The 25,331-nt window shown below is 70.2% G+C and carries 24 protein-coding genes; 9 read left to right on the top strand and 15 right to left on the bottom strand.

Annotated elements, in window-relative coordinates:
* Positions 1 to 75 precede the first annotated feature (75 nt).
* Positions 76 to 534 carry a hypothetical protein gene (locus ACFYWY_RS18180; RefSeq protein ID WP_389187081.1) on the top strand — a complete coding sequence of 153 codons (459 nt, stop codon included), beginning with the start codon at positions 76 to 78 and terminating at the stop codon, positions 532 to 534.
* Here the strand turns inward: ACFYWY_RS18180 and ACFYWY_RS18175 are convergent.
* Positions 503 to 1,489: a D-2-hydroxyacid dehydrogenase family protein gene (locus ACFYWY_RS18175; protein WP_389187078.1), complete on the bottom strand. Its 987-nt coding sequence runs from the start codon at positions 1,487 to 1,489 to the stop codon at positions 503 to 505. The genes ACFYWY_RS18180 and ACFYWY_RS18175 overlap by 32 nt on opposite strands.
* A gap of 35 nt (positions 1,490 to 1,524) precedes the next feature.
* On the opposite strand from ACFYWY_RS18175, the gene ACFYWY_RS18170 reads away from it, so the two are divergent.
* Positions 1,525 to 2,190: a DUF2293 domain-containing protein gene (locus ACFYWY_RS18170; RefSeq protein ID WP_389187075.1), complete on the top strand. Its 666-nt coding sequence runs from the start codon at positions 1,525 to 1,527 to the stop codon at positions 2,188 to 2,190.
* Between the two features lie 50 nt (positions 2,191 to 2,240).
* Here the strand turns inward: ACFYWY_RS18170 and ACFYWY_RS18165 are convergent, their stop codons facing one another.
* Positions 2,241 to 2,894 (bottom strand): chaplin, encoded by a 654-nt coding sequence (locus tag ACFYWY_RS18165; RefSeq protein WP_389187072.1) that lies wholly within the window; start codon positions 2,892 to 2,894, stop codon positions 2,241 to 2,243.
* A 398-nt stretch (positions 2,895 to 3,292) separates the two neighbouring features.
* Here ACFYWY_RS18165 and ACFYWY_RS18160 point away from each other — a divergent pair, with 398 nt between their 5' ends.
* Entirely contained in the window at positions 3,293 to 3,709 is a 417-nt protein-coding gene (locus ACFYWY_RS18160; protein WP_389187476.1) for a DUF3574 domain-containing protein, read from the top strand.
* Here ACFYWY_RS18160 and ACFYWY_RS18155 read toward each other — a convergent pair whose 3' ends face one another.
* Together ACFYWY_RS18155 and ACFYWY_RS18150 are read right to left on the bottom strand one after the other, a co-directional pair.
* Positions 3,710 to 4,891 carry a cytochrome P450 gene (locus tag ACFYWY_RS18155; protein ID WP_389187069.1) on the bottom strand — a complete coding sequence of 394 codons (1,182 nt, stop codon included), beginning with the start codon at positions 4,889 to 4,891 and terminating at the stop codon, positions 3,710 to 3,712.
* A 38-nt stretch (positions 4,892 to 4,929) separates the two neighbouring features.
* Positions 4,930 to 5,280 (bottom strand): MerR family transcriptional regulator, encoded by a 351-nt coding sequence (locus ACFYWY_RS18150; protein WP_389187066.1) that lies wholly within the window; start codon positions 5,278 to 5,280, stop codon positions 4,930 to 4,932.
* Positions 5,281 to 5,357: 77 nt separating this feature from the next.
* Here ACFYWY_RS18150 and ACFYWY_RS18145 point away from each other — a divergent pair, with 77 nt between their 5' ends.
* From ACFYWY_RS18145 to helR, 3 genes are all read left to right on the top strand, one after another.
* The gene (locus ACFYWY_RS18145; protein ID WP_389187063.1) at positions 5,358 to 6,299 is read left to right on the top strand and encodes an SDR family NAD(P)-dependent oxidoreductase; all 942 of its coding nucleotides are present in this window, start codon (positions 5,358 to 5,360) and stop codon (positions 6,297 to 6,299) included.
* A 505-nt stretch (positions 6,300 to 6,804) separates the two neighbouring features.
* The gene (locus ACFYWY_RS18140; protein ID WP_389187060.1) at positions 6,805 to 8,040 is read left to right on the top strand and encodes a glycosyltransferase; all 1,236 of its coding nucleotides are present in this window, start codon (positions 6,805 to 6,807) and stop codon (positions 8,038 to 8,040) included.
* A 194-nt stretch (positions 8,041 to 8,234) separates the two neighbouring features.
* Complete coding sequence (gene helR / locus ACFYWY_RS18135; protein WP_389187057.1) at positions 8,235 to 10,376, top strand: RNA polymerase recycling motor ATPase HelR; 2,142 nt, start codon at positions 8,235 to 8,237, stop codon at positions 10,374 to 10,376.
* A gap of 161 nt (positions 10,377 to 10,537) precedes the next feature.
* On the opposite strand, the gene ACFYWY_RS18130 is transcribed toward helR, so the two are convergent.
* The 7 genes from ACFYWY_RS18130 to ACFYWY_RS18100 form a co-directional block, all read right to left on the bottom strand.
* Positions 10,538 to 10,666, bottom strand: a complete 129-nt coding sequence (locus ACFYWY_RS18130) for a hypothetical protein (protein WP_389187054.1) — start codon at positions 10,664 to 10,666, stop codon at positions 10,538 to 10,540.
* Positions 10,663 to 11,910, bottom strand: a complete 1,248-nt coding sequence (locus tag ACFYWY_RS18125) for an SWIM zinc finger family protein (protein ID WP_389187050.1) — start codon at positions 11,908 to 11,910, stop codon at positions 10,663 to 10,665. Before ACFYWY_RS18125 ends, ACFYWY_RS18130 begins: the two co-directional genes overlap by 4 nt.
* Positions 11,907 to 14,882 carry a DEAD/DEAH box helicase gene (locus ACFYWY_RS18120; protein WP_389187048.1) on the bottom strand — a complete coding sequence of 992 codons (2,976 nt, stop codon included), beginning with the start codon at positions 14,880 to 14,882 and terminating at the stop codon, positions 11,907 to 11,909. The genes ACFYWY_RS18125 and ACFYWY_RS18120 overlap by 4 nt, the downstream gene beginning before the upstream one ends.
* Positions 14,883 to 15,021: 139 nt before the next feature.
* Positions 15,022 to 15,969 carry a slipin family protein gene (locus ACFYWY_RS18115; protein ID WP_389187045.1) on the bottom strand — a complete coding sequence of 316 codons (948 nt, stop codon included), beginning with the start codon at positions 15,967 to 15,969 and terminating at the stop codon, positions 15,022 to 15,024.
* Positions 15,970 to 16,167: 198 nt separating this feature from the next.
* Positions 16,168 to 16,611: a DoxX family protein gene (locus ACFYWY_RS18110; protein WP_389187042.1), complete on the bottom strand. Its 444-nt coding sequence runs from the start codon at positions 16,609 to 16,611 to the stop codon at positions 16,168 to 16,170.
* 138 nt (positions 16,612 to 16,749) lie between these two features.
* Positions 16,750 to 17,667, bottom strand: a complete 918-nt coding sequence (locus ACFYWY_RS18105) for an acyltransferase domain-containing protein (protein WP_389187039.1) — start codon at positions 17,665 to 17,667, stop codon at positions 16,750 to 16,752.
* A gap of 92 nt (positions 17,668 to 17,759) precedes the next feature.
* Positions 17,760 to 18,917, bottom strand: a complete 1,158-nt coding sequence (locus tag ACFYWY_RS18100; protein WP_389187036.1) for an ADP-ribosylglycohydrolase family protein — start codon at positions 18,915 to 18,917, stop codon at positions 17,760 to 17,762.
* Positions 18,918 to 18,957: 40 nt separating this feature from the next.
* On the opposite strand from ACFYWY_RS18100, the gene ACFYWY_RS18095 reads away from it, so the two are divergent.
* On the top strand, positions 18,958 to 19,239 hold the full coding sequence (locus ACFYWY_RS18095) for a DUF6343 family protein (protein WP_389187033.1): 282 nt from the start codon (positions 18,958 to 18,960) through the stop codon (positions 19,237 to 19,239).
* A gap of 108 nt (positions 19,240 to 19,347) precedes the next feature.
* Here the strand turns inward: ACFYWY_RS18095 and ACFYWY_RS18090 are convergent, their stop codons facing one another.
* From ACFYWY_RS18090 to ACFYWY_RS18080, 3 genes are all read right to left on the bottom strand, one after another.
* Positions 19,348 to 19,716, bottom strand: coding sequence for a tetratricopeptide repeat protein (locus tag ACFYWY_RS18090; RefSeq protein ID WP_389187030.1), 369 nt, complete (start codon positions 19,714 to 19,716; stop codon positions 19,348 to 19,350).
* 68 nt (positions 19,717 to 19,784) lie between these two features.
* Positions 19,785 to 20,399 (bottom strand): dephospho-CoA kinase, encoded by a 615-nt coding sequence (gene coaE, locus ACFYWY_RS18085; RefSeq protein WP_389187027.1) that lies wholly within the window; start codon positions 20,397 to 20,399, stop codon positions 19,785 to 19,787.
* A 22-nt stretch (positions 20,400 to 20,421) separates the two neighbouring features.
* On the bottom strand, positions 20,422 to 21,360 hold the full coding sequence (locus tag ACFYWY_RS18080) for a PAC2 family protein (protein ID WP_389187024.1): 939 nt from the start codon (positions 21,358 to 21,360) through the stop codon (positions 20,422 to 20,424).
* Positions 21,361 to 21,588: 228 nt separating this feature from the next.
* On the opposite strand from ACFYWY_RS18080, the gene ACFYWY_RS18075 reads away from it, so the two are divergent.
* Complete coding sequence (locus tag ACFYWY_RS18075) at positions 21,589 to 22,548, top strand: right-handed parallel beta-helix repeat-containing protein (RefSeq protein ID WP_389187021.1); 960 nt, start codon at positions 21,589 to 21,591, stop codon at positions 22,546 to 22,548.
* A 114-nt stretch (positions 22,549 to 22,662) separates the two neighbouring features.
* Here ACFYWY_RS18075 and rpsA read toward each other — a convergent pair whose 3' ends face one another.
* Entirely contained in the window at positions 22,663 to 24,171 is a 1,509-nt protein-coding gene (rpsA, locus tag ACFYWY_RS18070) for a 30S ribosomal protein S1 (RefSeq protein WP_389187018.1), read from the bottom strand.
* Positions 24,172 to 24,511: 340 nt separating this feature from the next.
* Here rpsA and ACFYWY_RS18065 point away from each other — a divergent pair, with 340 nt between their 5' ends.
* A complete protein-coding gene (locus tag ACFYWY_RS18065; RefSeq protein ID WP_389187473.1) occupies positions 24,512 to 25,315 on the top strand; it encodes a class I SAM-dependent methyltransferase in 804 nt (267 codons plus the stop codon).
* The last annotated feature ends 16 nt before the right edge of the window (positions 25,316 to 25,331 follow it).

Below are 25,331 nucleotides of genomic sequence, written 5' to 3'. Positions count from 1 at the left end.
CTCGAACGATTATTCACATCCCTGATCAGATCCCTGCTCAGATGCCTTGCTCAGATGCCTTGGGGAGTACGCACCATGGAGACAGCCGTCATCGCGGTCATAGGCACCCTGCTGGGCTCGATCGCCACCCACTTCTTCCAGCGGCAGGCCGCAGAGCGCACCGCAGCCCTCAGTCGCGCCGAACAGCTCCGTCAGGAGCGGATCTCCGCGTACAGCGCCTTCGCGGGCGCGCTCGTCGACTACCGTCGCGGCCAGAACGACCGCTGGCACCGGGCCCGGGAATCGCCGGGCAGCGCGGTCGCGGAGGAGGCGCGCATCGACTCGTACCGGCTGCGCTCTGCGGCCCATCAGGCGCTGATCCGCGTCCAGTTGGTCTGTGACGACGCCCAGGCGCTTGCGCTTGCCGCGTCCGCCTTCGAGGTGACGAACTGCATGCACGAGGCCCCCGACGAGGCGGACCGGTCGCGGCGTTCGGAGCAGGCCCGCGAGACGCTGTCGGAGTTCATCGGGGCGGCTGCGCCGGGCGTGCGCTGAGCGTACGCATCGGCCGTCCTGCGAGATACGCGGCGATGTCCTCGACGGCCTGCTGGAAGTACCCCTCGTAGTTGCGCCGGGTGACATAGCCGAGGTGCGGCAGGCCGAGGAAGTTCGGCGCGGTGCGCAGCGGGTCGTCGGCGGGCAGCGGCTCGGTCTCGAAGACGTCGGAGCCCGCCCCGGCGATCCAGCCGTCCTGCAGCGCCCGCACCAGCGCAGCCTGGTCGACGATCGCGGCCCGCGAGGTGTTGACGAGATATGCGGTGCGCCGCATCCGCTTGAGCTCGCTCGCCCCGATCAGACCGCGGGTGCGGTCGCTGAGCTGCACATGTACGGAGACGAAGTCACCGGTTTCGAGCAGCTCCCCGAGGGAGTGTGCGCGTACGACTCCGTGCTCGGCGGCCCGCTCGTCGTCGAGGTTCTGGCTCCAGGCGGTCACCTCCATGCCGAAGGCCTGGCCGACGCGGGCGACTTTCGCGCCAATCTTGCCGAGGCCGACGAGGGCGAGCCGGCGGCCGTGCAGATCTGCGCCGACCGTGGACTGCCAGGGGCCGTTCTGGTGGAAAGCCGAGCCCTCCCGCAGCACTTGGCGGGCCAGACCGAGGATGAGCGCCCAGGTCAGCTCGACGGGCGGTTCGGAGTTGCTGGCGGTGCCGCAGACGGTGACGCCGTGCCTGGCCGCTGCTTCGAGGTCGATGGCGGCGTTGCGCATGCCGGAGGTGATCAGCAGCTTGAGTCGCGGCAGGCGGGCGAACAGCGATCCGGTAAAGGGGGTCCGTTCGCGCATCGCGACGAGGATCTCGCAGTCGCCGACGGCTTCGGCCACCTCGTCCTCGGAGGTGAAGTGGCTCTGCACCGAACGGACTTCGACCTGGCGCGCGAGGGTGGACCAGTCCGCCATGGAGAGCGCGACACCCTGGTAGTCGTCGAGCACGGCACAGTGCAGCAGCGTCATGGGAGCGGAGCGTACCTGGTGGGTACGCTCCGGGCATGGACCTGGTGGTGATCGAACCACTGAAGCAGCGGCACTGCGCGGAGTGCCGTCAGGGCCCTCTTCCGCTGCATCTGCTGGAGTTCAACGCGCCCGTCTGTCTGGACTGTGCGGACCTCGCTCACCTGGTGTATCTGCCCCGTGGCAGTGCGGCGCTCACCCGCCGTGCCCGCGAGGCGAGTTCGCTGTGGGCGGTGGTGGTCCGCCGCAACCGCCGCCGCAAGCGGTACGAACGTCAGGGGCTGCTCGTCGAGGAGGCGGCGCTGGCCCGGGCCGAGTCGGCGTGCCTGGCGGACGCGGATGCGCGGGCGCGCCGCCGTGAGAGGGACGCGGCGCGCAGGACGGCCGAGGACGTACGGTTCACCGCCGCCCTCGCCGCCGAGATACTGCGGCTGTTCCCCGGCTGTCCGTCCGCCCGCGCCCAGGACGTCGCGGCGCACGCCTCGGTGCGCGGCAGCGGCCGGGTGGGCCGCACCGCGGCCGGCCGCTCCATGGAGGTGGGTGCGGTGACGGCCGCGGTGCGGGCGTCCGTACGGCATCTCGATACGGAGTACGACACCCTGCTGATGGCCGGGGTCGCCCGCCACGAGGCACGGAGGCGGGTGGCGGCGGTGATCGAGGGGGTGCTGGCGTCCTGGCGCGCCGAGGCGGAGCGCCCGGACTAGGCGGAGCGTCCGGACTAGGCGCGGCGCCCGGACTAGGCGGAGCGTCCGGACTAGGCGCGGCGCCCGGACTGCTGGGCGGGCCGGAACCGGCGGTAGAGCACGACGCCGCCGAGCAGCATCGCCGCACCGGCGGGCACGGTGTACGCGACCGGTCCGGCACCGGTGTGGGCGAGCGCCACGTCGGGGCCGGGTGCCTCGGGCTGCGGCGCGGGGGTGTGCGGCGTTGCGGTCCTCGGCGGGGTGGCGGGCCGCGGCCGGACCGGCGGCTTGCCGGGGGTGTTGGACGAGGAATTGCCGACCGCGGCGTTCCCGATGCCGACGACGTTCACGGAGTTCCCGGTGACATTGACGGGGATGTCGATGGGGACCTGGACACTGTTTCCGGAAAGGAACCCGGGGGAATTCCTGTCACCGCTCCGGGCGGTGGCGCCGGTTGCCCCGGTCTGCGAACCCCCGCCGCTCCGGCCTGCGTTGGCGCAGGAGTTTCCGGCGGCCGGGTTGAGCAGTCCGACGACATTGGCCGTGTTGCCGCACACATTGACCGGGACGTTCACGGGAAGCTGCACCGTGTTGCCGGCCAGCAGTCCCGGCGAACGGGCCGCACCGCCGTCCGCGTTCGAGTCTGCGTGCGCGTAGCCCGAAATGGCGAGCGCGCCACCCGTGAGCATCACGGTGGCCAGACCCTTTCGGTGAACCTGCCTCATGGGTTCCCTGCCTTCAGAAGACGTTCACGGGCACTCGCCCGCACCGGAATAACGCCATGAGACCAATAGGGTTATGGCACATACACCTTTCACTCTTTCGAGTGTGCGCCTTGTCGAACTGGCGGTCGTGACCGCACGGCACGGTCGTGGCCGCACGCGGCCGGTCGTGACCACGCGGCCTCGAGGGTGCTGTTCGACGCGGCCCCGTCGGTGGCCAGACCTCGTACGGGTGGTTTCCAGACGAATTCGGCTTGCCCGCGCCCTGTTTCGTGGCCCGCTTGCCTGAGCCACAACGCGCGTGGTGGCCGCCCTGCGGCGCACCATGGAAAGGACCCGCTCCCCGTGCCCACCTTGAAGCAGCGCACTTCCTCGCCGTCGCCGGCGCCACCGTTGCCGTACTGGCCGTGGGAGCACCCGCCTCCACCGCCGCGCTCGGCAGTGAACAGGCCAAGGCGTCCAGGCCCTCTGCCACGGGGGCACGCGGTGCCGCGTACATCGAGACGCGGCTCTTCTTCGGCACGGAGCGGCCCGACGGCGGACCCGATGTGACCGACCGGCAGTTCATGGCGTTCATCGACAGGAATGTCACGCCGAGCTTCCCGTCCGGGCTGACAGTCCAGGACGGCCGCGGACAGTGGCGGGACTCCAACGGCACCATCGAGCGGGAGCGTTCGTACGAGCTGATCCTGCTCTACCCGGCTGCGGAGGCACGCGTACGCGACCCGCAGATCGAGCGGATCCGGGAGGCGTATGTGACGGCGTACGCGCAGGATTCCGTGGCCCGGCTGGACGAGCCGACGCTCGCCGACTTCTGATCAGTAGCGCACGGGAAGGGTGAGCAGCCCTCGGGCACGCATCGACGGCCGCCACCGCAGTTCGACGTACGGGACGTCGAGCTCCAGCCGCGGAAACCGCTCCAGCAGCGCGGCGAGAGCGATCTCGGTCTCCATCCGGGCCAGGGGGGCGCCCAGGCAGTAGTGGATGCCATGGCCGAGGGCGAGGTGACCGGTGACGTCGCGGCCGATGTCGAGGCGGTCGGGGTCGGCGAAACGGTGCGGGTCGCGGTGGGCGGCAGCGAGGGAGAGCAGGACGGTGTCGCCGGCCGGGATCGTGACGCCGCTGATGGCGATGTCCTCGACGGCGAAACGGCGGATGGCCAGCGGTGCGGGGCCGTCGTAACGGGCCAACTCCTCGACGGCGCCGCCCAGTCGGCCAGGGTCGGCGCGCACAGCGGTCAGTTGGTCGGGGTGGTCGAGCAGGGCCAGGGTGGCGTTGCCAATGAGGTGGACGGTGTTCTCGTATCCGCCGAACAGGATGAGGAAGGCCAGGGACATCAGCTCGTCCTCGCTCAGCCGGTCTTCCTCGTCGCGTACCGCGATCATGGCGGAGAGCAGGTCGTCGGCCGGCTCGGCGCGCTTGCGGGCGATGAGCTGGGTGAAGAACGCCAGCATGCTCCGGATCGCTTCCTTCGCCCGTGACGGCTCCGCAGGATCCGGGGCGACCAGGGCGTCGGTCCACGCCCGGAAATCGCGCCGGTCCTCCGGGGCGACGCCGAGCAGGTCGCAGATGACGTTGATCGGCAGCGGCGCGGCGTACGAGGCGATCAGGTCGGCGCGGCCGTGCGGGGCGATGGCGTCCAGCAGCTGGTCGGCTGTCTTCCGGATCGGCTCGCGCAGCTGCGCGATGCGTCGCGGGGTGAACGCCTGGGACACCAGACGCCGGATGCGGGTGTGGTCCGGCGGGTCCATGTTGAGCAGATTCGCGTCCAGCGCAGGCGGCAGCGCCATCCCCCGGTAGCCCCCGGGTGCCGCGTTGCGCTTGTCCAGGGAGAGCCGGGGATCGGCGAGTGCCTGGCGTACGTCGTCGTAGCGAGTGACCAGCCAGGCCGGCAGCCCGTCCGTCCCGGCGATGCGATGGACGGGCCCGGCCTCGCGGAGCCGCGCGTACACGGCGTAGGGGTCGGCCATCAGCTCGCTGGCCGGATCATGGAGTGCCATGGCCCCAGCCTAGACAGCGGCGGGCAACACAGGCCCGGTCAGGCGAAGTTCTCGCTGAGGTAGCGGGTAAGGGCGTCGCTGGTACGGGACAGCTCCACGGCCTGCTCGGAGACGCTGTCCCGGATCTCGCGGATCTCCGCCAGCAGTGTGGAGCAGACCTCGGGCTGCCGTCCCGCCGCGCCTTCGCAGGGGAGGATGTCGCGGATCCTGTCGGTCGGCAGGCCGATGGCCAGCAGCGCGCGGATGCGGAAGACCACTTCGGGCGCTTCAGGTCCGTAGTCGCGATACCCATTGGCCCGCCGTTCGGACGTGAGGATGCCCTGTTGCTCGTAGTAGCGCAGCGAGCGGGCGCTGACGCCGGTCGCTCGACTCAGCTCGCTGATCCTCATGCTTCTCCACTCGCAGTCGCTTACCGCCCGGACGCTTCCTTGACCTTGACACTGATGTCAAAGTTTAGCGTCGGCCCATGAGCACTCGTTCTCCCGAGCTTCCTGCCCTCTCATGGTCCACCGATGACATGCCCGACCTGGCCGGACGTACCGCCATAGTCACGGGCGCCGCAAGCGGTCTCGGGCTGGCGATCACACGATCGCTTATCGCCCAGGGCGCACAAGTAGTCATGGCGGTCAGGAACACGGCCAAGGCCGAACACATACGCGCCGAACTGGCCCAAGGTCCGGGTGAAGCGGTGGTGATGGAACTCGACCTGCTCGACCTGACCTCGGTCCACCGGTTCACGGCCGCGGTGCACGACCGGTTCGCGGCGGTCGACCTGCTGATCGGGAACGCCGGGATCAGCAGCCAGTCGCTCACGCTGAGCGCCGAGGGCGTGGAGAGCCAGTTCGCGACGAACCACCTGGGCCACTTCGCGCTGACCGGTCTGCTGCTGGATCTGCTCGGCAGAAGCCATGATCCGCGGATCGTCGTCGTCTCGTCCGCGCTGTATACGAGCGCCGCCTTGGACCTGGACCGTCTCGACGGTACCGGCACCTACTCACCGGGCCGGGCCTACAACCGCTCGAAGCTCGCCAACGTGCTCTTCGGCCGCGAACTCCACCGTCGCCTGCAAGCGTCCGGCTCCACGGTCACAAGCTTCGTCGCCCACCCGGGCATGGCGAAGACACCGCTGCACACCACCTACCCCTCACCCGCGCTGCGGCTGGTGACGAAGACGGCGGCGGCGCTGATCGGACGGCCCGCGGAACACGCTGTCGTGCCGATCCTCTACGCCGCGACCTCCCCCGACGCCTCGCCGGACAGCTTCTACGGCCCGACCGGCCCCAAGCTCCACCCGCGGGTGCAGCCCGCGGCGTTCACCGGCCCAGGCCGCGACCTCGACGCGGCCCGAGCCCTATGGGCGAAATCGCAACAACTCACAGGTGTCCACTACCTCGACTTCGACGGCTGACTCACCCAGCCGGTTGGGATGACCAGTGGTTGTCCCAACCGGCCGTCCGGCGGGACACTCGTCCCTCCCCCACGCCGGCGGCATTCCGGAACTGTCGACGGCTGCCTGCCGAAATCCGGCTTCGCAGTGGGAAGTTCTCCCGCAGTTCTCCCGCAGTTCTCCCTCATGACGGATCGCCCGCTGCTTCGTCTCGACGTAGGCCGGAATTCGAGGGCAGCAGGCCCGGATGCGGATGCGGTTTCGTAGGGGCATCACCGGACGGGCTGACAGCCTCGGACTGATCGCCGGCCGCTGGCTCGTGAAGAGGGTGCAGAAGTCCGTACGCGGCGGTACACCGCTTCGCGAGGAGGTTGTCCGTCCACAGCGGACGACAAAGGGGAAAGGGGAGTACCCACTCCTTTCCACTCTCAACATATAGCGCACGGGGGGCCTTGCGGCAAGGCCCGGGTCATGCCGCAGAATCGGCGGCCGAGGCCAGAACCTGCGGAAATGGGAGAGTCACGAAGTGCGCGTGTTGCTGTCTACGTATGGGTCGCGCGGGGACGTCGAACCGCTGCTGGGGCTCGCGGTGCGGTTGCGGGCACTCGGCGCGGAGGTGCGGGTGTGCGCGCCGCCGGACGAGGACTTCGCGCAGCGGCTGGCCGGCGTCGGCGTGCCGCTGGTGCCGGTCGGCCCGTCGGCGCGCGCGCTGACGAAGGCGGCGCCGCCGCCGTCATCCATGCCCCGGTACGCGGCCGAGGTGATCGCCACTCAGTTGGAGGCGGTCACCGCGGCGGCCGAGGGATGTGATGTGTTGGTGGCGACCGGCATGATGCCGGCCGCGGCCGGCGCGCGGTCGGTGGCCGAGAAACTGGGCATCCCCTCCGTGTCCGTGACCTTCCAGCAGCTCACCCTGCCCTCGCCGCACCGCCCGCCGCTGGCGTATCGGGGCCGGCCGTTCCCGCCGGAGGTGACCGACAACCGGGTGCTGTGGGACCTGGACGTCCAGAGCATCAACGCGCTGTTCGGTGAGGCGCTCAACACCAACCGGGTGTCGGTCGGCCTGCCACCGGTGGACAACGTCCGCGACTACGTCATCGGCGACCAGCCGTGGCTGGCTACGGACCCGGTCCTGGACCCGTTGCAGGAGACGCCGGACTTCGACGTCGTCCAGACCGGCGCGTGGATCCTGCCCGACGAACGGCCACTCCCGGCCGAGTTGGCGGCGTTCCTGGACGCCGGCACACCACCGGTGTACGTGGGCTTCGGCAGCATGCCCATGCACACATCGACGGACGTCGCCCGGGTGGCCATCGAGGCGATCCGCGCGCAGGGCCGCCGCGCGGTCGTGGCCCGCGGCTGGGCCGACCTGGCCCTGATCGACGACCGGGACGACTGCTTCGTCGTAGGCGAGGTCAACCAGCAGGCACTGTTCGGCCGGGTTGCCGCCGTTGTGCACCACGGCGGCGCGGGTACGACGACGACAGCCGCCCGGGCCGGCGCTCCTCAGGTGGTGGTACCCCAGGGGGCGGACCAGCCGTACTGGGCGGGCCGGGTGGCAGAGCTGGGCATCGGCGCGGCACACGTCGGTCCGACCCCGAACACCGAGTCCCTGTCGGCCGCGCTCAGTACGGCCCTGACACCCGAGACCCGCGCACGAGCGACCGCCGTGGCCGCCACGATCGGCACCGACGGGGCGACGGCGGCCGCGAAGCTGCTGCTCGACACGATCAACCGGGAAAGGCCGCCCGTGTCCGCGTGAACCACGCGGGATCGCCGAGCCAGTACGCAGAAGCAGAACACGAGAACCTGCAAACCCTGGCGACCTGAACCGACAACAGCCACGGGGTCACTCAGGCGGAGCGTTGCCCGCCATGGCCACCAGGTTCGTCACGCCGGTCCAGACGCCTTGCTGCGCGCAATGGTTGCAAGCGGCCTCAAATCGGAGCTGATGACGTGAACTCCCTGACTACCAGCGCGTTCGACCTTCCCGACCGCCTCTCTCCCAAGGCCGACCCGACGCTGATCGACAGCGATGAGCAGCACTTCGCGGCCATCGCGGAGTGCCTCGAGCAGTCGATCGCCGAGTTGTCCGACCGCCTCGATGCCGAGCTCAAGGCGCCCGGCGGCGTGGGCCGGCAGGCGATGGACCGGGACATGGAGATCCACCGGCTGACCGCTCGCCTGCGCGCACTGCGTCGCTTCGGTTTGGACCTGTGCCTCGGACGCATGGTCGGCGCGGACGACCCCGAGCCCGTGTACGTCGGACGACTTGGCCTTAAGGACAGCGCGGGCCGTCGGCTGCTGCTCGACTGGCGCTCCCCCGCGGCTGAGCCGTTCTTCGGAGCCACCCACGCCAACCCGATGGGTCTGGCAAGCCGCCGCAGGTATCGCTGGACCCGCGGCCGGATCAGCGACTACTGGGACGAGGTGTTCGCCTCGGACGGGTTGGCCGGGCACGCCGCGCTCGACGACCAGTCCGCCTTCATCGCCAGCCTGGGCAGCAACCGGTCGGCACGGATGCGAGACGTGCTCGGCACCATCCAGGCCGACCAGGACGCCATCATCCGCGCGGGATCCCGCGGCGCTCTCGTCGTGGACGGCGGTCCGGGTACGGGGAAGACCGTCGTCGCTCTGCACCGCTCCGCCTACCTCCTCTACTCCGACCCTCGCCTCGGTCACCGCCGGGGCGGCGTGCTGTTCGTCGGTCCGCACCAGCCCTACCTGGGCTACGTCGCCGACGTCCTCCCCAGCCTCGGAGAGGAGGGCGTGCAGACCTGCACCCTGCGGGACCTCGTCGCCGAGGGAGCCGCAGCAGCGATCGAGGCCGACCCGGACGTGGCCCTCCTGAAGTCGTCCGCGAACCTGGTGAAGGCGATCGAACCGGCCGTCAGGTTCTACGAGGAGCCGCCCGCCAAGGGGATGACGGTCTCGACCCACTGGTCCGACATCTGGCTGAGCGCCGACGATTGGGCCGTGGCGTTCGAAGCAGCACCCGGCACTCCGCACAACGAGGCGCGCGACCAGATCTGGGAGGAGCTGCTCACGATCCTGGTGGACAAGCACGACGGCGAAGCCTCGGCTGCCCTGCTCCGCAAGTCGCTGCTGCAGAACAGGGAACTGCTCACGACCTTCAACCGCGCGTGGCCGCTGCTCGAAGCGGCCGACCTCGTCGGAGACCTGTGGTCGGTACCCGCCTACCTGCGAAAGTGCGCTCCCTGGCTCAGCCCCGATGACGTGTCGAAGCTGCAGCGCGAGGACGCCCAGGCCTGGACGGTGTCCGACCTGCCGCTCCTGGACGCGGCACGGCAGCGGCTCGGAGACCCGGAGGCGTCGCGACGTAAGCGTCGGCACAATGCCTCTGTCGCCGCCGAACGCGAGCACATGGCCGGCGTCATCGACGCCCTGCTTGAGGCCGATGCCGACGGTGAAGGTGCGGTGACGATGCTGCGCGGACAGGACCTGCAGGACACCCTGGTCGACGAGACCGCACTGCCCAGCACCAACCCGGACCTGCTCGCCGGCCCGTTCGCGCACATCGTCGTGGACGAGGCTCAGGAACTGACCGACGCAGAGTGGCAGATGTTGGTGCTCCGGTGCCCGTCCCGGAGCTTCACCATCGTCGGGGATCGCGCCCAGGCCAGGCACGGGTTCACGGAGTCGTGGCAGGAACGGCTCGAGCGGATCGGGCTCGACCGGATCGACCTGGCCTCCCTGAGCATCAACTACCGGACGCCGGAGGAAATCATGGCGGAAGCCGAGCCGGTCATCCGGGCCGTGCTCCCGGACGCCAACGTGCCGACCTCCATCCGCAGCAGCGACGTCCCCGTCGTACACGGATCTGCTTCGGATCTGGGCTCGATCCTCGACACCTGGCTCGCCGCACATGCCGACGGGATCGCCTGCGTCATCGGCGATCCCACATTCCGGACGACGTCCCGCGTCCGGTCGCTGACCCCGGAGCTGTCGAAGGGGCTCGAGTTCGACCTGGTCGTCCTCATCGACCCGGAGGCGTTCGGCACGGGCATCGAAGGAGCGGTCGACCGCTATGTCGCGATGACCCGAGCGACCCAGCAACTCGTCATCCTCACGAGCTGATGAGGTCGGCCGGACGAACGCCCGCTCCTGGCCGAGTTGGTGGCGTTCCTGGACGCCGGCACACCACAGGTGTACGTGGACTTCGGCAGCCTGCCCATGCGCGCGCGTAGTTCCGCCGCGGCCTCCGGGTCCGCTCGGAGGGTGCGGCGCATGCGGGAGCGCTATTCGGCCTGGATGTCGGCGGCCGTTTCCTCGTCCGCGGACCGTTGCGCCTCGGCCAGTTCGGCGCGGGCGGTGTCCGTTCGGCGGCGACGCGATCGGACCGAGGTGCAGGAAGCCTTGTCGGTCACCTGTCCAGCAGTGCGGTGAGCGCACCCACCGGGTCGGCGTCGGGGGTGCCGCGGGGCCACCAGTCCTCGCGGTCCGGGTCCGACTCGTAGCCGTACCAGAGGCCGTCGCGGCCGAAGCGGAGCTGGAGGGAGCGGGTGGAGAGGTGGTTGCGCCAGGGGCGGAAGTGGGGGAAGTCGGCGGCGATCAGGGCCGGGCGGGCGCGGTCGAAGGGGCCGGCGGGCGGGTCCCAGGGCTCTTCGAGTACGGCGAGGGCCTCGCGGCCGCCCTGCCGCCAGGCGGCCACCGCGCGCGCCAGGTCGGTGGGGGTGTGGTCGGTGGCGGCGGCGAGGTCGCGGTAGAGGGCGCGGGTGGAGGCGGTCAGGCCCGAGCCGGGGTGGGCGGCGGCGAGCCGGACCGCGTCCTGCCATTGGGTCAGCTCTGCGGTGGGGTCGGCGCCGGTGGTGAGGAGGGTGTGGGCGCGGGCGGCCGCCTCGGTGGCGAGGAGGTCCAGGGCGAGGGGGTCGGGCGCGCCGGGCGTGTGGGGGTAGGCCGGTGGGCGGCCCGGGTGGCCGGGCGCGGGGAACGGGGGCGGTAGAGCCGTGAGCGTGCGCGGGGCGAGGGCCTCGTGGGCCGGGACCGTCGGCACGGGCGTGGCAGTCGCGGCGCTGGTCCGCTCGGCCGCCGAGCGGGTCGCGTTGCGATGGGAGAGGTCGGCGAGGATTTCGCGTTCACCGCGGCCGCGCATCAGGAACAGCACGAACGGGTCCTCGTCCAGCAGCCTGGCCGTCTGGTAGCAGAGCGCGGCCGCGTGCTTGCAGGGGTAACCGTCGTCCGGGCAGGAACAGTCGGGGATCATGTCGCCGGGCATGGGCAGGAGGTCCGCCACGGCTGCCAGCGCATGCGGTACGTCCTTGTCGAGCAGCGCCGCGATGTGGTCCGGGCGAGCCGCCGCCGCGGCCAGGAAGTCGTCCCAGTCGGCGTCGGTGAGCGTACGGAGGCGGATCTCCGTGCGGTACGGGCGCGGTCTGCTGCCGTGGACGTACGCCATGACCCGGCCCGGCGTGACCGTGATCGCGTCGACATGGCCGCGGCCCGCGTACGCACGGCCCCGGGTCAGCCGCGCCCGGTCCAGTGCCGTGTCCTCCAGCGCCTCCACCCAGGCGTTGCCCCACCAGCTGGACGCGAACTCCTCGCCCGTGCGGGGCTCCAGGGCCGGGAACGTCCGCCGGCGGTCGTCGTGACGGGAAGGCGTGCGCGGCGTCATGACGGCCTCCGCAGCGAGACGAGGTCGGCCAGCTCACGGTCGGTCAGCTCGGTCAGAGCCGCCTCGCCGGAGCCGAGGACCGCATCGGCCAGCGCCCGCTTGGAGGCGAGCATGTCGGCGATCCGGTCCTCCACCGTGCCCTCCGCGATCAACCGGTGGACCTGCACCGGCTGTGTCTGGCCGATGCGGTAGGCCCGGTCCGTCGCCTGCTCCTCCACCGCAGGATTCCACCAGCGGTCGAAGTGCACGACATGGCCCGCCCGGGTCAGATTCAGGCCGGTGCCGGCCGCCTTGAGGGAGAGTACGAAGACCGGGACCTCGCCGGACTGGAAGCGGTCCACCATGCGCTCGCGCTCCGCCACCGGCGTTCCCCCGTGGAGGAGTTGGGACCCGATCGCCCGGGACGCGAGGTGCGCCGAGAGCAGGCGGGCCATGGAGACGTACTGGGTGAAGATCAGGACCGAGCCCTCCTCGGACAGGATCGTCTCGAGGAGTTCGTCGAGGAGTGCCAGCTTGCCGGAGCGGCCGGCCAGCCGTGCGGTGCCGTCCCCCGCACTGTGCTCCTTCAGGCTGTGCTCTTTCAAATACTGCGCGGGGTGGTTGCAGATCTGCTTGAGGCCGGTCAGCAGCTTCATCACGAGCCCGCGCCGCGCGATGCCCTCCGCGCTCTCGATCGCCGCCATCGCCTCCCGTACGACCGCCTCGTACAGCGACGCCTGCTCCCGGGTGAGCGCCACGGGATGGTCGGACTCCGTCTTCGGCGGCAGCTCGGGCACGATGCCCGGATCGGACTTCTTGCGACGCAGCAGGAAGGGGCGGACCAGCCGGGACAGCCGCTCGACCGCGTCGTCGTCCTCGCCGTTCTCCACGAGGCGTGCGTGGCGGGAGCGGAATGCCTTCAGCGGGCCGAGCAGTCCTGGGGTCGTCCAGTCCAGCAGCGCCCACAGCTCGGAGAGGTTGTTCTCGACGGGCGTGCCGGTCAGCGCGACCCTGGCCGGGGTGGGGATGGTGCGCAGGGCTTTGGCGGTCGCCGAGAACGGGTTCTTGACGTGCTGCGCCTCGTCGGCGACGACCATCCCCCAGGTGTGCGCGGCCAGCCGGTCCGCGCTGGTGCGCATCGTGCCGTACGTGGTGAGCACGAAGCCGCCGTCGAGCTCTGGCAGGGTGCGGTCCGCGCCGTGGAAGCGGCGCACCGGCACGCCGGGGGCGAAGCGGGTGATCTCCCGCTGCCAGTTGCCGAGGAGGGAGGCGGGGCAGACGACCAGCGTCGGGGCCGTGCGGTCGCGGTGGAGATGGAGGGCGATCACCGTGACCGTCTTGCCGAGGCCCATGTCGTCCGCGAGGCAGCCGCCGAGCCCGAGCGAGGTCATCAGGTCGAGCCGGGCGAGGCCCCGCAGTTGGTAGTCGCGCAGCGTGGCGGCGAGGGCCGGCGGGGGTGCGACCGGGCTGGAGGCCGCGGTGAGTCGGTCGCGCAGGGTGGCCAGCGCGCCCGTGGGCACCGCCTCCACCGTCTCGCCGTCCACGTCCGCCGTGCCGGTCAGCGCCACCGCCAGCGCGTCGACCGGCTGCAGCAGCCCCAACTCCCGCTTGCGCGCCTTGCGTACGAGATCGGGATCGACCACCACCCACTGGTCCCGCAGCCGCACGATCGGACGGTGCGACTCGGCCAGCGCGTCCATCTCCCGCTCCGTCAGCGGATCGCCGTCGAGCGCCAACTGCCAGTTGAACTTCAGCAGTTCGTCGCTGTCGAAGAAGGGTGTGCCGTCCGTCGCCGAGCCGGGCGCGGGCCGTACGACCGCGGCGGCCGAGAGCGTACGAGCCAGCTCCTTCGGCCAGTGGACGGCCACCCCTGCCGCCGCCAGCCGGGCCGCCCCCGGTCCCAGCAGCTCGTACAACTCGTCCTCGGTGAGCGGCAGCACATCGGGCACGTCCCGCTCGAGGAGGCGGGCGAGCGGCGGCCAGACCCGGGCCGCGCGGCGCAGCGCCAGCACCGCGTCGATCCGGGCGCGCGGCCCGAAGTGCTCGTCCCCGTCGCCCGCCCACAGCCGGTCCGCGTCGATGACGAGCGTCGGATCGGCGAGGCTGTGCACCTGGACGAGGGCCGCCCCTGCATTGCGCTCCGCTCCGTCTTCCTCCCCGATGTCGAAGAGCTCGAACGCGGCCAGGTCGAGGCGCAGCGAGATCCGCACCCCTGCGTCCATGCCCGCGGCGGCCTCCGCCGCCCACTCCCGCGCCCCGGGCAGATGCTGGGCGGAGGCTGCCGCGAACGGCGCCCCCGCGGCGTACGCGGCAGCCGGCGTACGCGGCAGGGTGTCGGCCACCGCGTCGAAGAACGACCTCACCAGCGTCTCGGGGTCGGCCAGCTGCAACGGCCGCAGGTCGGGGACGGGGACGGGGACGGGGACAGCATGCGCCTCGTACGGCATGGCGGCGGCGATGGCCCGCAGCTGGGCGATGTCGTCCGCGTCCAGGGGCCCGGCGCGCCACGCGTCGTGATCGGCCGCGGTCAGTCCGGGCAGCAGCCTGCCGCGCGCCACCAGATGGACGGCGTGCAGAGCGGCCGCGCCCCAGCAGGCCGCGGCGGGGTGCGCGGCCGGGTGGTGGCGGGCGCGGGTCAGCAGGGGTAGGGCCTCGGCGACCGGCAGCAGCACGGCGGGGACGGTGCGACTGCGGACGCCGGTGTCTGTGCCGGTGTCCGTGTTTGTGCCGGTGTCTGCGCCGGTGTCTGTGCCGGTGTCCGTGTTTGTGCCGGTGTCTGCGCCGGTGTCTGTGCCTCCGCCCACGCCTGCGCCCGTGCCTGAGTCGTCGCGGCCTACGACGGTGATCTCGTCGGCCGCGCCCCGGAGCCGGTCGCTGCCCGGATCCCAGAAGGCGACTCGGCCCTCACGTGGCAGCGGTGCCGGAATGAAGACCGCGGCACAGGTGTGCAGCGTCTCCAACAGGCGCAGCTTGTCGGACGTCACAGGCGTCACAGGGTCACCTCCCACCCACAGGTCGTATGCGGATGTACCGAAGTACTCGATCTACGACCTTACGGGTGGGGTCTGACAATGGGCACCGACAGTCTCCCGATCGCCTCGCGACCTGCGGCAACGCTGCTACGACGGGTCTTCAGGCCGCGGGCGGCGCGAGCGGCGGGACGGCCTGCGGCGGTGGCGGTGCCTTTGCGGGTGCCTGTTCGGGCTGTGACTGCGGTGACTGCGGTGACCGCGACTCCACTTGCGGCGGCTGGGACTCGGCCTGCGCATCCACGGCCCGTGAACCGCCGTGCGACTCCTCTCCCTCCGGCTGCCCTGGCTGCGGAGCCGCCCGTTCCAGGAAGCGCAGCAGCTCCACCGGGAAGGGCAGTACCAGGGTGGAGTTCTTCTCCGCGGCGACGGCGACCACGGTCTGGAGCAGCCGCAGCTGGAGCGCCGCGGGCTGTTCCGACATCACGCCGGCCGCCTCTGCCAGCTTCTTGGATGCCTGGAGCTCGGCGTCCGCGTTGATGACCCGGGCCCGCCGCTCACGGTCCGCCTCCGCCTGCCGCGCCATCGACCGCTTCATGGCCTCCGGCAGTGAGACGTCCTTGATCTCCACCCGGTCGATCTGCACGCCCCAGCCGATCGCCGGGCTGTCGATCATCAACTCCAGTCCCTGATTGAGCTTCTCGCGGTTCGACAGCAGATCGTCCAGATCGCTCTTGCCGATGATCGACCGCAACGACGTCTGCGCCATCTGCGAGACCGCGAACCGGTAATCCTCCACCTGCACCACGGCATCGGCGGCGTCGACGACCTTGAAATAGATCACCGCGTCGACCCGCACCGTCACGTTGTCCCGCGTGATCCCGTCCTGCGCGGGCACCGGCATCGTCACGATCTGCAGATTGACCTTACGAATCCGGTCCACGATGGGCACGATCATGGTGAAGCCGGGTCCGCGCACGTCCTTGCGCAGCCGGCCGAGGCGGAAGACCACGCCTCGCTCGTACTGCTTGACCACCTTGGCCGCCGCCATCACATACGCCAGACAGCCGGACGCGGCCACCATCCCGGCCGTCACCAGCTCCTCGACCATCAGGGCACCCCCTACCGTCCGAGCCGGATGTCAAATACCACGGTATGCCCGGTATACCCCCTCGGACCAGCCTCAAGCGCCACAGGTCCGGTGAGGCGGGAGGCGGGACTCCGGTGATGCGGAACGGAGGAGGCCGCACCCCGTCGCGGGTGCGGCCCTTCCTGAGCGGGCGAGCAGACCGAGCGGAACCCCCTGCGGCTAGAGACGCTTGCGTACGAGAGCGACGAGCTCCGCCGTGTGATTGCGCCGCACCCAGGCGATCCCGCCGAAGACGACGAAGAGGATGACCGGCGTGATCGCGTACTGACCGTCGAACACCGTCACCTGAGTGATGAAAGCGCCGATCATCAGGCCCATGAAGGCGAGCGCCGAAAGCCCGGAGAGGATCGGGATCACCAGCGCGATCGCGCCGGCCAGCTCCAGACCGCCCGTCAGATACATGAACCAGTCGCCGAAGCCGATCTTGTCGAAGGACTCCGCCGCGGAGGAGTGCCCGACGAGCTTGGGCGCGGCGCTCGCGATGGCCATGAACACCCCGAGCACGATCTGGAGCGTACGCACGGCGAGGTGCGAGCGGCGGCCCAGGGTGGTCCCGGTGGTGGCGGCGGCGGTCGTTGCGGCGGCGGCGGTCGTTGCGGACATCGTGGTCTCCCCCGGTAAGCGTTTTCGTGGTGCTTTCGCAGAGGTAGACCGGGAGGCGGCCCGGGACTCATCGCCCCCGGGCCCCGACTTCAAGAACTTCCACCTTCCTCGACCGGCACGGCCCTCAGAGCACGGCCCTCAGAGCTCGAACCAGCCGTGCCCGCAGTACCAGTGGCGGCCTGCCCGCAGATGGTCGCCGATCGCGCGCTCCAGCGTCGTACGGCGCGGCAGCGCGTCGAGCGGCAGATCCGGATCGCCGAACACAAAGCCGACCGGAACGCCGTCCTCCGCCTCCCTCCTCTCGTACGCGGAACGGAAGCGGTCCTGGAAGCGGACGATGTTGGAGTCCTTCGGCAGATACTCGGCGAGCTGTGGGTCGAGCAGCCATGAGTGGCAGGTGGCGACCCGGTAGTTCTCCTCGGGGAAGTGGCGCGCGAAGAACTCCCCGGCCCGGGCGAGAGACCGGTCGCAAGCGGCGGGCGTGATCGGTCCGAGGAAGTCGGGGATGTGCACATCCAGCGCGAAGTCCCCCGGCCCGAACGGCAGTCCGGCCGCCCGCACGGTCTCGCCGGTCCGCCCGTCGAGCCGGGACCGCTGGAACTGCAGCCGCCCCAGCTGGTAGATCTCGCCCCGGAAGTGCAGCCCCAGCCAGCCCGGTATCGACAGTCCGCCGGCGCCCCGGCGCCTGCGGTGAAGGGTCATATGGCGGCCGAGGTCGGCCAGCGTGTGACGGGAGACGTCCTCCGGCACGGAACGCTCCCGGTGGTAGGCCCGTACGTACGGGAGGGCCGCGACAAGGACGTACACCGGGAAGCAGCGGGCCGGAACGCCCGAGCCGTCGGGCATCCGCGGCAGTTCGCCGCCTCCGCCGATCCTGCCCATGTCGTGGAGCAGCTCGCGGACGCCCGTCTCCAGCAGCCCGCGCAGCACGGGGTCCGCGGTCATCGGGCCACGCAGCGCGAGGAGTTCATTGATGTCCTCGTGCGGCACCGCCAGATCCAGCAGCGCCTCTGCCAGCTCGTCCGCCTCCGGCAGCTCCACCAACGCGGTCGTCACCAGCGACTCCTCCCCCTCACCGTCCCGGATATCCGGGCTACCCGGGACGGGATACCCGGGTTACCCGGGGCGGGATGCCCCGGATACGCAGATCAGTTGTGCGGATACCGGTCGTTCGGATGCACCGGTTCGCCGTACCCCACCGTGGCGTACTCGGTCTGCAGGGCCAGATCCTCTGCCAGCTCGGCGATCACGCCCCGCCCTTCGGTCAACACCAGCCAGGATGGAGGCAGTTGTACGTCGCCGTAGCGCACGCCGAGCAGATTTCCGCAGATGCTCCCGGTCGAGTCGCTGTCGCCCGAGTGGTTGACCGAAAGCAGCAGGGCCTCGGCAACGTCGTTCGTACGGGCCAGGGCGCAGTAGACGGCGATGGCCAGGGCCTCCTCGGCGACCCAGCCCGCCCCCAGCGACTCGACCTTCTCGGCGGTCGGCCGGCCGCCGCCCGCCGCCAGGTCCACTGCCGCCCGGAGCGCCGCCGTGGTCTCCTCGTGCAGCTCGTAGCCGCGCAGCAGCTCCATCGCCCGCAGCACCGCGCCCTCGGCCGAATCGCCCTGCATCAGGTGCGCGATGATCGCGGCGAACGCCCCGGCCGCGTAATAGCCGGTCGGGTGTCCATGGGTGATCTGCGCGCAGTGCGCGGCCAGCTCGAACGCCCGCCGGGGCTCCGCCCCGACCAGCCCGAAGGGCGCCGACCGCATGACGGTGCCGCAGCCCTTGGAGCCGGTGTTCACCGGACCTGGATCCCCCAACACGGCCGTCACGTCCGGGACATACCGCTGAGCGAGCCCGGTCAGACAGGCATTGCCGGGTGCCCGCCGCGCGTACAGGAAGGGCTGGCGCCTGAGCCATCCTGTCCTGACGTAGTCGCCTTCAGCCGGCTCGGGCGGGGCCGGGTAGTTCTGTGTGTCCAGCCAGCGCAGATAGGCGTTGCGCACGCAGGCCGTCTCGCCGCCGCCGATGCCCTTCCCGGCCGCTCTGGCCTGCGCACGGATCAGCCCTTCGGCCGTGAACAGCGTCATCTGCGTGTCGTCCGTGATCCGCCCGGTCACGCCGTCGGAATCCGATACGAGTGTGGTCACACCCTGCTCGCCGTACATCCCGCGGATCGCGCCGAGGGAGAGGAACTCGACCGGATTGCCCAGGGCGTCCCCGATCGCCCCGCCGAGCAGGCATCCGCGGATCCTGGCCCGACGGACGGCTGTGCTCTCCCATGACTGCTTTTCCACTGCTCGGCTCCTCGACGTCGGCATCAGCTTCGGGGTGCATCCTGGAGTAGGAGACGCGATTGCCATGCGCACTGGGAGTGAACCGACAACTGCACGCAGTCCCCTGCGGCTGCGGCTCTGGCTGAGTGTATGGGGCCTGATCTGGGCTGGGGCGGGCACGGCGGCCTTCGCCCTCGCGGCGCGCCCCGGCTGGGCGGTGGCTTGCGGGGTGCTGCTGCTGATCGTCACCGTTGATCTGTTCATGGTCCTGCGGCACATCCACCAGGGGCCGCATTACCAGCCGGGCCGCGACGTCCCGCCGTACGAACCGGACCACGGCGGCCGCGGCCCGCGCCCCCATCCCTAGACGCGCGCGCCCCCATCGCTGGAGCTGGACGGCCGGCGGATCAAAGAAAGGCCGGGCCGCGAGAGGCAGGGCATCGAATGTCAGGCCGCGAACGTCGGGCCGCGAACGTCAGGCCTCCGCGTCGAAGCGCGCGGCCTTTACATACTCCGGCTTCGGGTCCAGCGCCGCCGCCAGGCGGAAATGGCGCTTGGCCTGTTCCGGACGGCCGGCCCGCTCGTACGTGCGGGCCAGTGCGAAGTGGGCGAAGGCGTTGTCCGGTTCGCGCTCCAGGACCAGCTCGAATTCAAGCTCGGCCGGGCGCAGTTGGGCCGCGGCGAAGAAGGCGCGGGCACGCAACAGCCGGGCCGCGGTGTTCTCCGGATGGGCCGCTATCACCGAGTCCAGCAGTTTCACGGCGCCGCGCGGATCCCTCGCGGCCAGCAACTGCTCGGCCGCTCGGTAGTCGATGACGTGCGTCTCCGGATTGCTCTTGGGCACGGTCGCATCCTTCCCCTTGCTGCCCGGTTCCAACACCGCGTCCGGCAAGGGTATTCCGATCAAGATGCCTAACGGGAGCCGGGCTGCGCGGCGGCGCGCTGGGTCAGCTCCGCCCAGACCTTCCGTACCTGCGGCTCCAGGTTCTCCAGCGGCCCGTCGTTGTCGATGACCAGATCGGCGATGGCTCGCCGCTGCTCGCGCGTGGCCTGGGCCGCCATCCGCGCACGCGCCTCGGACTCCGCCATTCCGCGCAGCCGTACCAGCCGGTCCAGCTGCGTCTCGGGCGAGGCGTCGACGACGACCACCACGTCGTACAGCGACGCCAGGTTGTTCTCGGCGAGCAGCGGTACGTCATGGATCACGACGGCGTCCGGCCCCGCGGCCTTCTCCAGCTCCATGGAACGCTCCCCGACCAGTGGGTGGACGATCGAGTTCAGCGTCGCCAGGCGGTCGGAGTCGGCGAAGACGATCGAGCCGAGCTTGGGCCGGTCCAGGGTGCCGTCGGGGTTGAGGATCTCCGGGCCGAAGGCCTCGACAACGGCCGCGAGTCCGGGCGTACCGGGCGCGACGACCTCACGAGCGATCTTGTCGGCGTCGACCAGCACTGCTCCGTACGACGCGAGGAGTCGGGAGACTTCGCTCTTGCCGGCACCGATTCCGCCGGTCAGGCCCACCTTCAGCATGCCCGCAGCCTACGCGAGCGGGCTATGCGTCACCCTCCCGCTCCGCGAGGAAGCGTTCGAAATCGCGGCCGATCTCGTCGGCGGACGGCAGGTCCACCGGCTCCGCGACCAGACTGCCCCTGGTCTCGGCGCCCGCCATCGCGTCGTACTGGTGCTCAAGGCCCTGCACCAGCGCGACCAACTCCTCGTCGCCCTCACCGATCTGCCGCTCGATCTCGGTCTGGGTGCGGTGCGCCTCCGTACGCAGCGAATGCGCGATGGCTGGCAGGACAAGACCCGTCGCGGCCGTGATCGCCTCCAGGGCGCTCAGTGCGGCGTCGGGGTAGGAGGAGCGTGCGACATAGTGCGGCACATGCGCGGCGACGCCGAGGACGTCGTGGCCCGACTCCATCAGGCGGTACTCGACCAGCGACTCCGCGCTGCCCGGCACCTGCGCCTCGTCGAAGGGGCTGCGGTGGCCCGGCATGAGGTCCGTGCGGTTGCCGTGCGGGGTCAGGCCGACGGGGCGGGTGTGCGGGACGCCCATCGGAATGCCGTGGAAGTTGACCGCGAGGCGCACGCCGAGCCGCTCGACTATCTGCCGGACGGCGGTGGCGAAGCGCTCCCACTCGACGTCAGGCTCGGGGCCCGACAGCAGCAGGAACGGCGCGCCCGTGGCGTCCTGGACCAGCCGGACATCCAGGGTCGGGGTCTCGTACGCGCTCCAGCGGTCGCGGCGGAAGGTCAGCAGCGGGCGGCGGGCGCGGTAGTCCACCAGCCGGTCGTGGTCGAAACGGGCCACCACCTGGTGCGGCAGCGTGTCCAGCAGGTTGTCGACGATCTGGTCGCCGGTCTCCCCCGCGTCGATGTATCCGTCGAAGTGGTACAGCATGACCAGGCCGGCCGACTCCTGCGCGAGCGCCATGTCGACGACGGCGAGGCCCTTCGGCTCCCATTCGTACAAACCCTGCGGATCAAGCACGATTAACGCTCCTCCTCGTGTTCGTACAGAAGAACGCCTGGTGACGCACGGGCATTCCCGCCTCACGCGATGAACACATCGAAGGGGAAGCTCAGTTCACGGAGGCGGGTGTCACCGCGATCTGGTCCAGACCTTGACATGTCTACAACCCGTCCCTACCGTCACGAGGCAGCCAGTGATTCAGAAACACATCCATCGTCTATATACGAGAACGGGAAGGCACCCCCCATGCGCACCCGAAGGCTGCTCCCCGCCCTGTTGGCCGGCGTACTCACGACCGGCGGTCTGTCCTTACTGGCCGCACCCGCGGATGCCGCCGCGGTCATCAATGTGACCACCGCCGCTCAGCTGAAGTCGGCACTGTCCGCAGGCCGCCCCGGCGACACGATCCAGCTCGCGGACGGCACCTACACCGGAAACTTCAAGACCACCGCCGCCGGCACCTCCGGCGCCCGTATCACCCTGACCGGCTCCTCGAAGGCGGTCCTCAAGGCCGGCGGCGGCTACGGTCTCCATCTCAACGGCGCGTCGTACTGGACCGTCAAGGGGATCACCGTCACCGGCGGCCAGAAGGGGATCATGACCGACTCGGCCGACGGCGTCGTGATCGACTCGGTGACCGTGCACGGCCTGGACATGGAGGGCGTCCACTTCCGCAAGTCCAGCCGCAACGGCGTCATCAAGAACTCGCGGATCTACGACACCGACAACAACGGCCGCGGCATGGGCGAGGGCGTCTATGTCGGCTCCGCGAACACGCTCTCCGACAAGAGCGACAACGTACAGATCCTGGGCAACACCATCGGCCCGGACGTCGGCGGCGAGGCCGTCGACATCAAGGAAGGCACCACGGGCGCGAAGATCATCGGCAACGCCTTCGACGGCCGCGGCCTGACCGGCGCCAACTTCGACGACTCATGGATCGACGTGAAGGGCAACAAGACCCTGGTCGAGAACAACACCGGCAAGAACACCACCAACAACGGCTTCGAGACCCACACCCAGCAGAGCGGCTGGGGCTGCGACACCGTCTTCCGTGGCAACACCTCCGATCTGCGCGGAGCCTCCGGCTCCAGGCAGCTCGCCATCAATGTCACCAACCACAGCTCCAGCTGCCCGACGACCGTCTACGCCAGCAACACCGTCAGCGGTGGCAAGGGCCTGACGAACATCCCCGTCACGCCATAACGGCACGCCATAACGCCACGGCACGCGCCACCACGGCACCGCACAACGCAGTAAGGCCCGCTCCCCAGAGGGAGCGGGCCTTACTTCAGCTAGTTACCAGCTGGGGTCAGAGCGTCAGCTCTGGCCGCCGGCCAGCTTCTCGCGCAGGGCAGCCAGGGCCTCGTCCGACGCCAGGGCGCCGGAGTTGTCGTCCGACTCCGAGGAGTACGAACCACCCGTGACACCCGCACCGGCGTTGCCACTGGCGGCCGGGGCGGCAGCGCCCTCGGCAGCAGCGGCCTCGTCGGCCTCGCGGGACTTGATGACCTGGGCCTGGTGCTGCTCGAAGCGCTGCTGCGCCTCGGCGTACTGGCCCTCCCACGCCTCGCGCTGGGTCTCGAAGCCCTCGAGCCAGTCGTTGGTCTCCGGGTCGAAGCCCTCGGGGTAGATGTAGTTCCCCTGGTCGTCGTACGACGCGGCCATGCCGTACAGCGTCGGGTCGAACTCGACCGAGGCCGGGTCGGCACCGAAGGACTCGTTGGCCTGCTTCAGCGAGAGGCTGATGCGACGGCGCTCGAGGTCGATGTCGATGACCTTGACGAAGATCTCGTCGTTGACCTGGACGACCTGCTCCGGGATCTCCACGTGGCGCTCGGCCAGCTCGGAGATGTGGACCAGGCCCTCGATGCCCTCGTCGACGCGCACGAACGCACCGAACGGAACGAGCTTGGTGACCTTACCCGGGACGACCTGACCGATCTGGTGGGTCCGGGCGAACTGCTGCCACGGGTCTTCCTGCGTCGCCTTGAGCGACAGGGAGACGCGCTCGCGGTCCATGTCGACGTCGAGGACCTCGACGGTGACTTCCTGGCCGACCTCGACAACCTCGGAGGGGTGGTCGATGTGCTTCCAGGAGAGCTCGGAGACGTGGACGAGACCGTCGACGCCACCCAGGTCCACGAAGGCACCGAAGTTGACGATCGAGGAGACGACGCCGGAGCGGACCTGACCCTTCTGCAGGGTGGTGAGGAACGTCTGGCGAACCTCGGACTGGGTCTGCTCGAGCCAGGCGCGGCGGGACAGGACCACGTTGTTGCGGTTCTTGTCCAGCTCGATGATCTTCGCCTCGAGCTCCTTGCCCACGTAGGGCTGGAGGTCGCGGACACGGCGCATCTCGACGAGAGATGCCGGCAGGAAGCCACGGAGGCCGATGTCGAGGATGAGACCACCCTTGACAACCTCGATGACGGTGCCGGTGACGATGCCGTCCTCTTCCTTGATCTTCTCGATGGTGCCCCAGGCACGCTCGTACTGAGCGCGCTTCTTCGAGAGGATCAGGCGGCCTTCCTTGTCCTCCTTCTGGAGAACAAGGGCTTCGATCTCGTCGCCGACCTTGACGACCTCGTTCGGGTCGACGTCGTGCTTGATCGAGAGCTCGCGGCTCGGGATGACACCTTCGGTCTTGTAACCGATGTCGAGCAGGACCTCGTCCCGGTCGACCTTCACGATGACGCCGTCGACGATGTCGCCGTCGTTGAAGTACTTGATCGTCTCGTCGATCGCGGCGAGGAAGGCTTCCTCGTTACCGATGTCGTTGACCGCTACCTGCGGAGTGGTGGCGGTGGTCTCGGTGCTGCTCGTCATGTGGGAAAGGGCTCCGGTACGGACGGTGAGTCGTAGGTACTGCTACGCCGAGAGCCCGTATCGCAGCTGCAGAAGCCGGACAGCCTAGGAAGCGCCGCCCGTGAGAAGGAGGCGCCTCGTGAACCGAGGGGACATACATACAGATGCGAGCGCGACCTGCTCTGTCTGAGGCGCGCAGGCCCGCAGCGCAACTTGTAGCATACGGGGGCAGCCGGACACGGTCAATGCGCGAAGGCGCACACCCGGGGCGGAACGCCCCATACCCGGCACAACTAATGTTTGCCGAGGCCACAATGGCCGCCATTGGTCGCGCTGAACGCAAACTACAACGACGGTGACGATGTTCCAAGATTTCGAACCGGAAGCCACCCGCCGTAACGCCGGCGACTCGGAGAGCAGCCGCGCCAGCCGCGGCTGGTGGGACCGGAACGCCGATGAGTACCAGACCGAACACGGCGCGTTCCTTGGCGACGACCGCTTTGTATGGGGACCAGAAGGCCTCGACGAGGCGGAGGCCGGGCTGCTGGGTCCGGCCGGTTCGCTGAAGGGGCTCGACGTCCTCGAGATCGGCGCCGGCGCCGCGCAGTGTTCGCGCTGGCTGGCCGCGCAGGGCGCGCGCCCGGTGGCCCTGGACCTCTCCCACCGGCAGCTCCAGCACGCGCTGCGGATCGGCGATGACGTCCCGCTGGTCGAGGCGGACGCGGGGGCGCTGCCCTTCCTGGACGGCTCCTTCGACATCGCGTGCTCGGCGTACGGGGCGGTGCCGTTCGTCGCGGACCCGGTCAATGTCTTCCGAGAGGTGCGGCGTGTGCTGCGGCCGGGCGGGCGGTGGGTCTTCTCGGTCACCCACCCGATCCGCTGGGCGTTTCCCGACGAGCCGGGCCCCGAGGGCCTTTCTGTGGCCGCCTCGTACTTCGACCGCACCCCCTACGTCGAGCAGGACGAGGCGGGTCGTGCGGTGTACGTGGAGCACCACCGGACGATCGGCGACCGCGTACGGGACGTGGTGGCCGGGGGCTTTCGGCTGGTGGATCTCGTCGAGCCCGAGTGGCCCGCCTGGAACGCCCAGGAGTGGGGCGGCTGGTCCCCGCTGCGCGGGAATCTGATCCCGGGCACAGCGATCTTCGTCTGCGAGCGCGACTGAGGCGGCGTCGGCCTCA

The sequence above is a fragment of the Streptomyces sp. NPDC002870 genome (assembly GCF_042888505.1).
GTDB lineage: Bacteria > Actinomycetota > Actinomycetes > Streptomycetales > Streptomycetaceae > Streptomyces.
The sequence above is the reverse complement of the archived record's forward strand: the minus strand, read 5'-3'. Positions and strand labels throughout refer to the sequence as shown.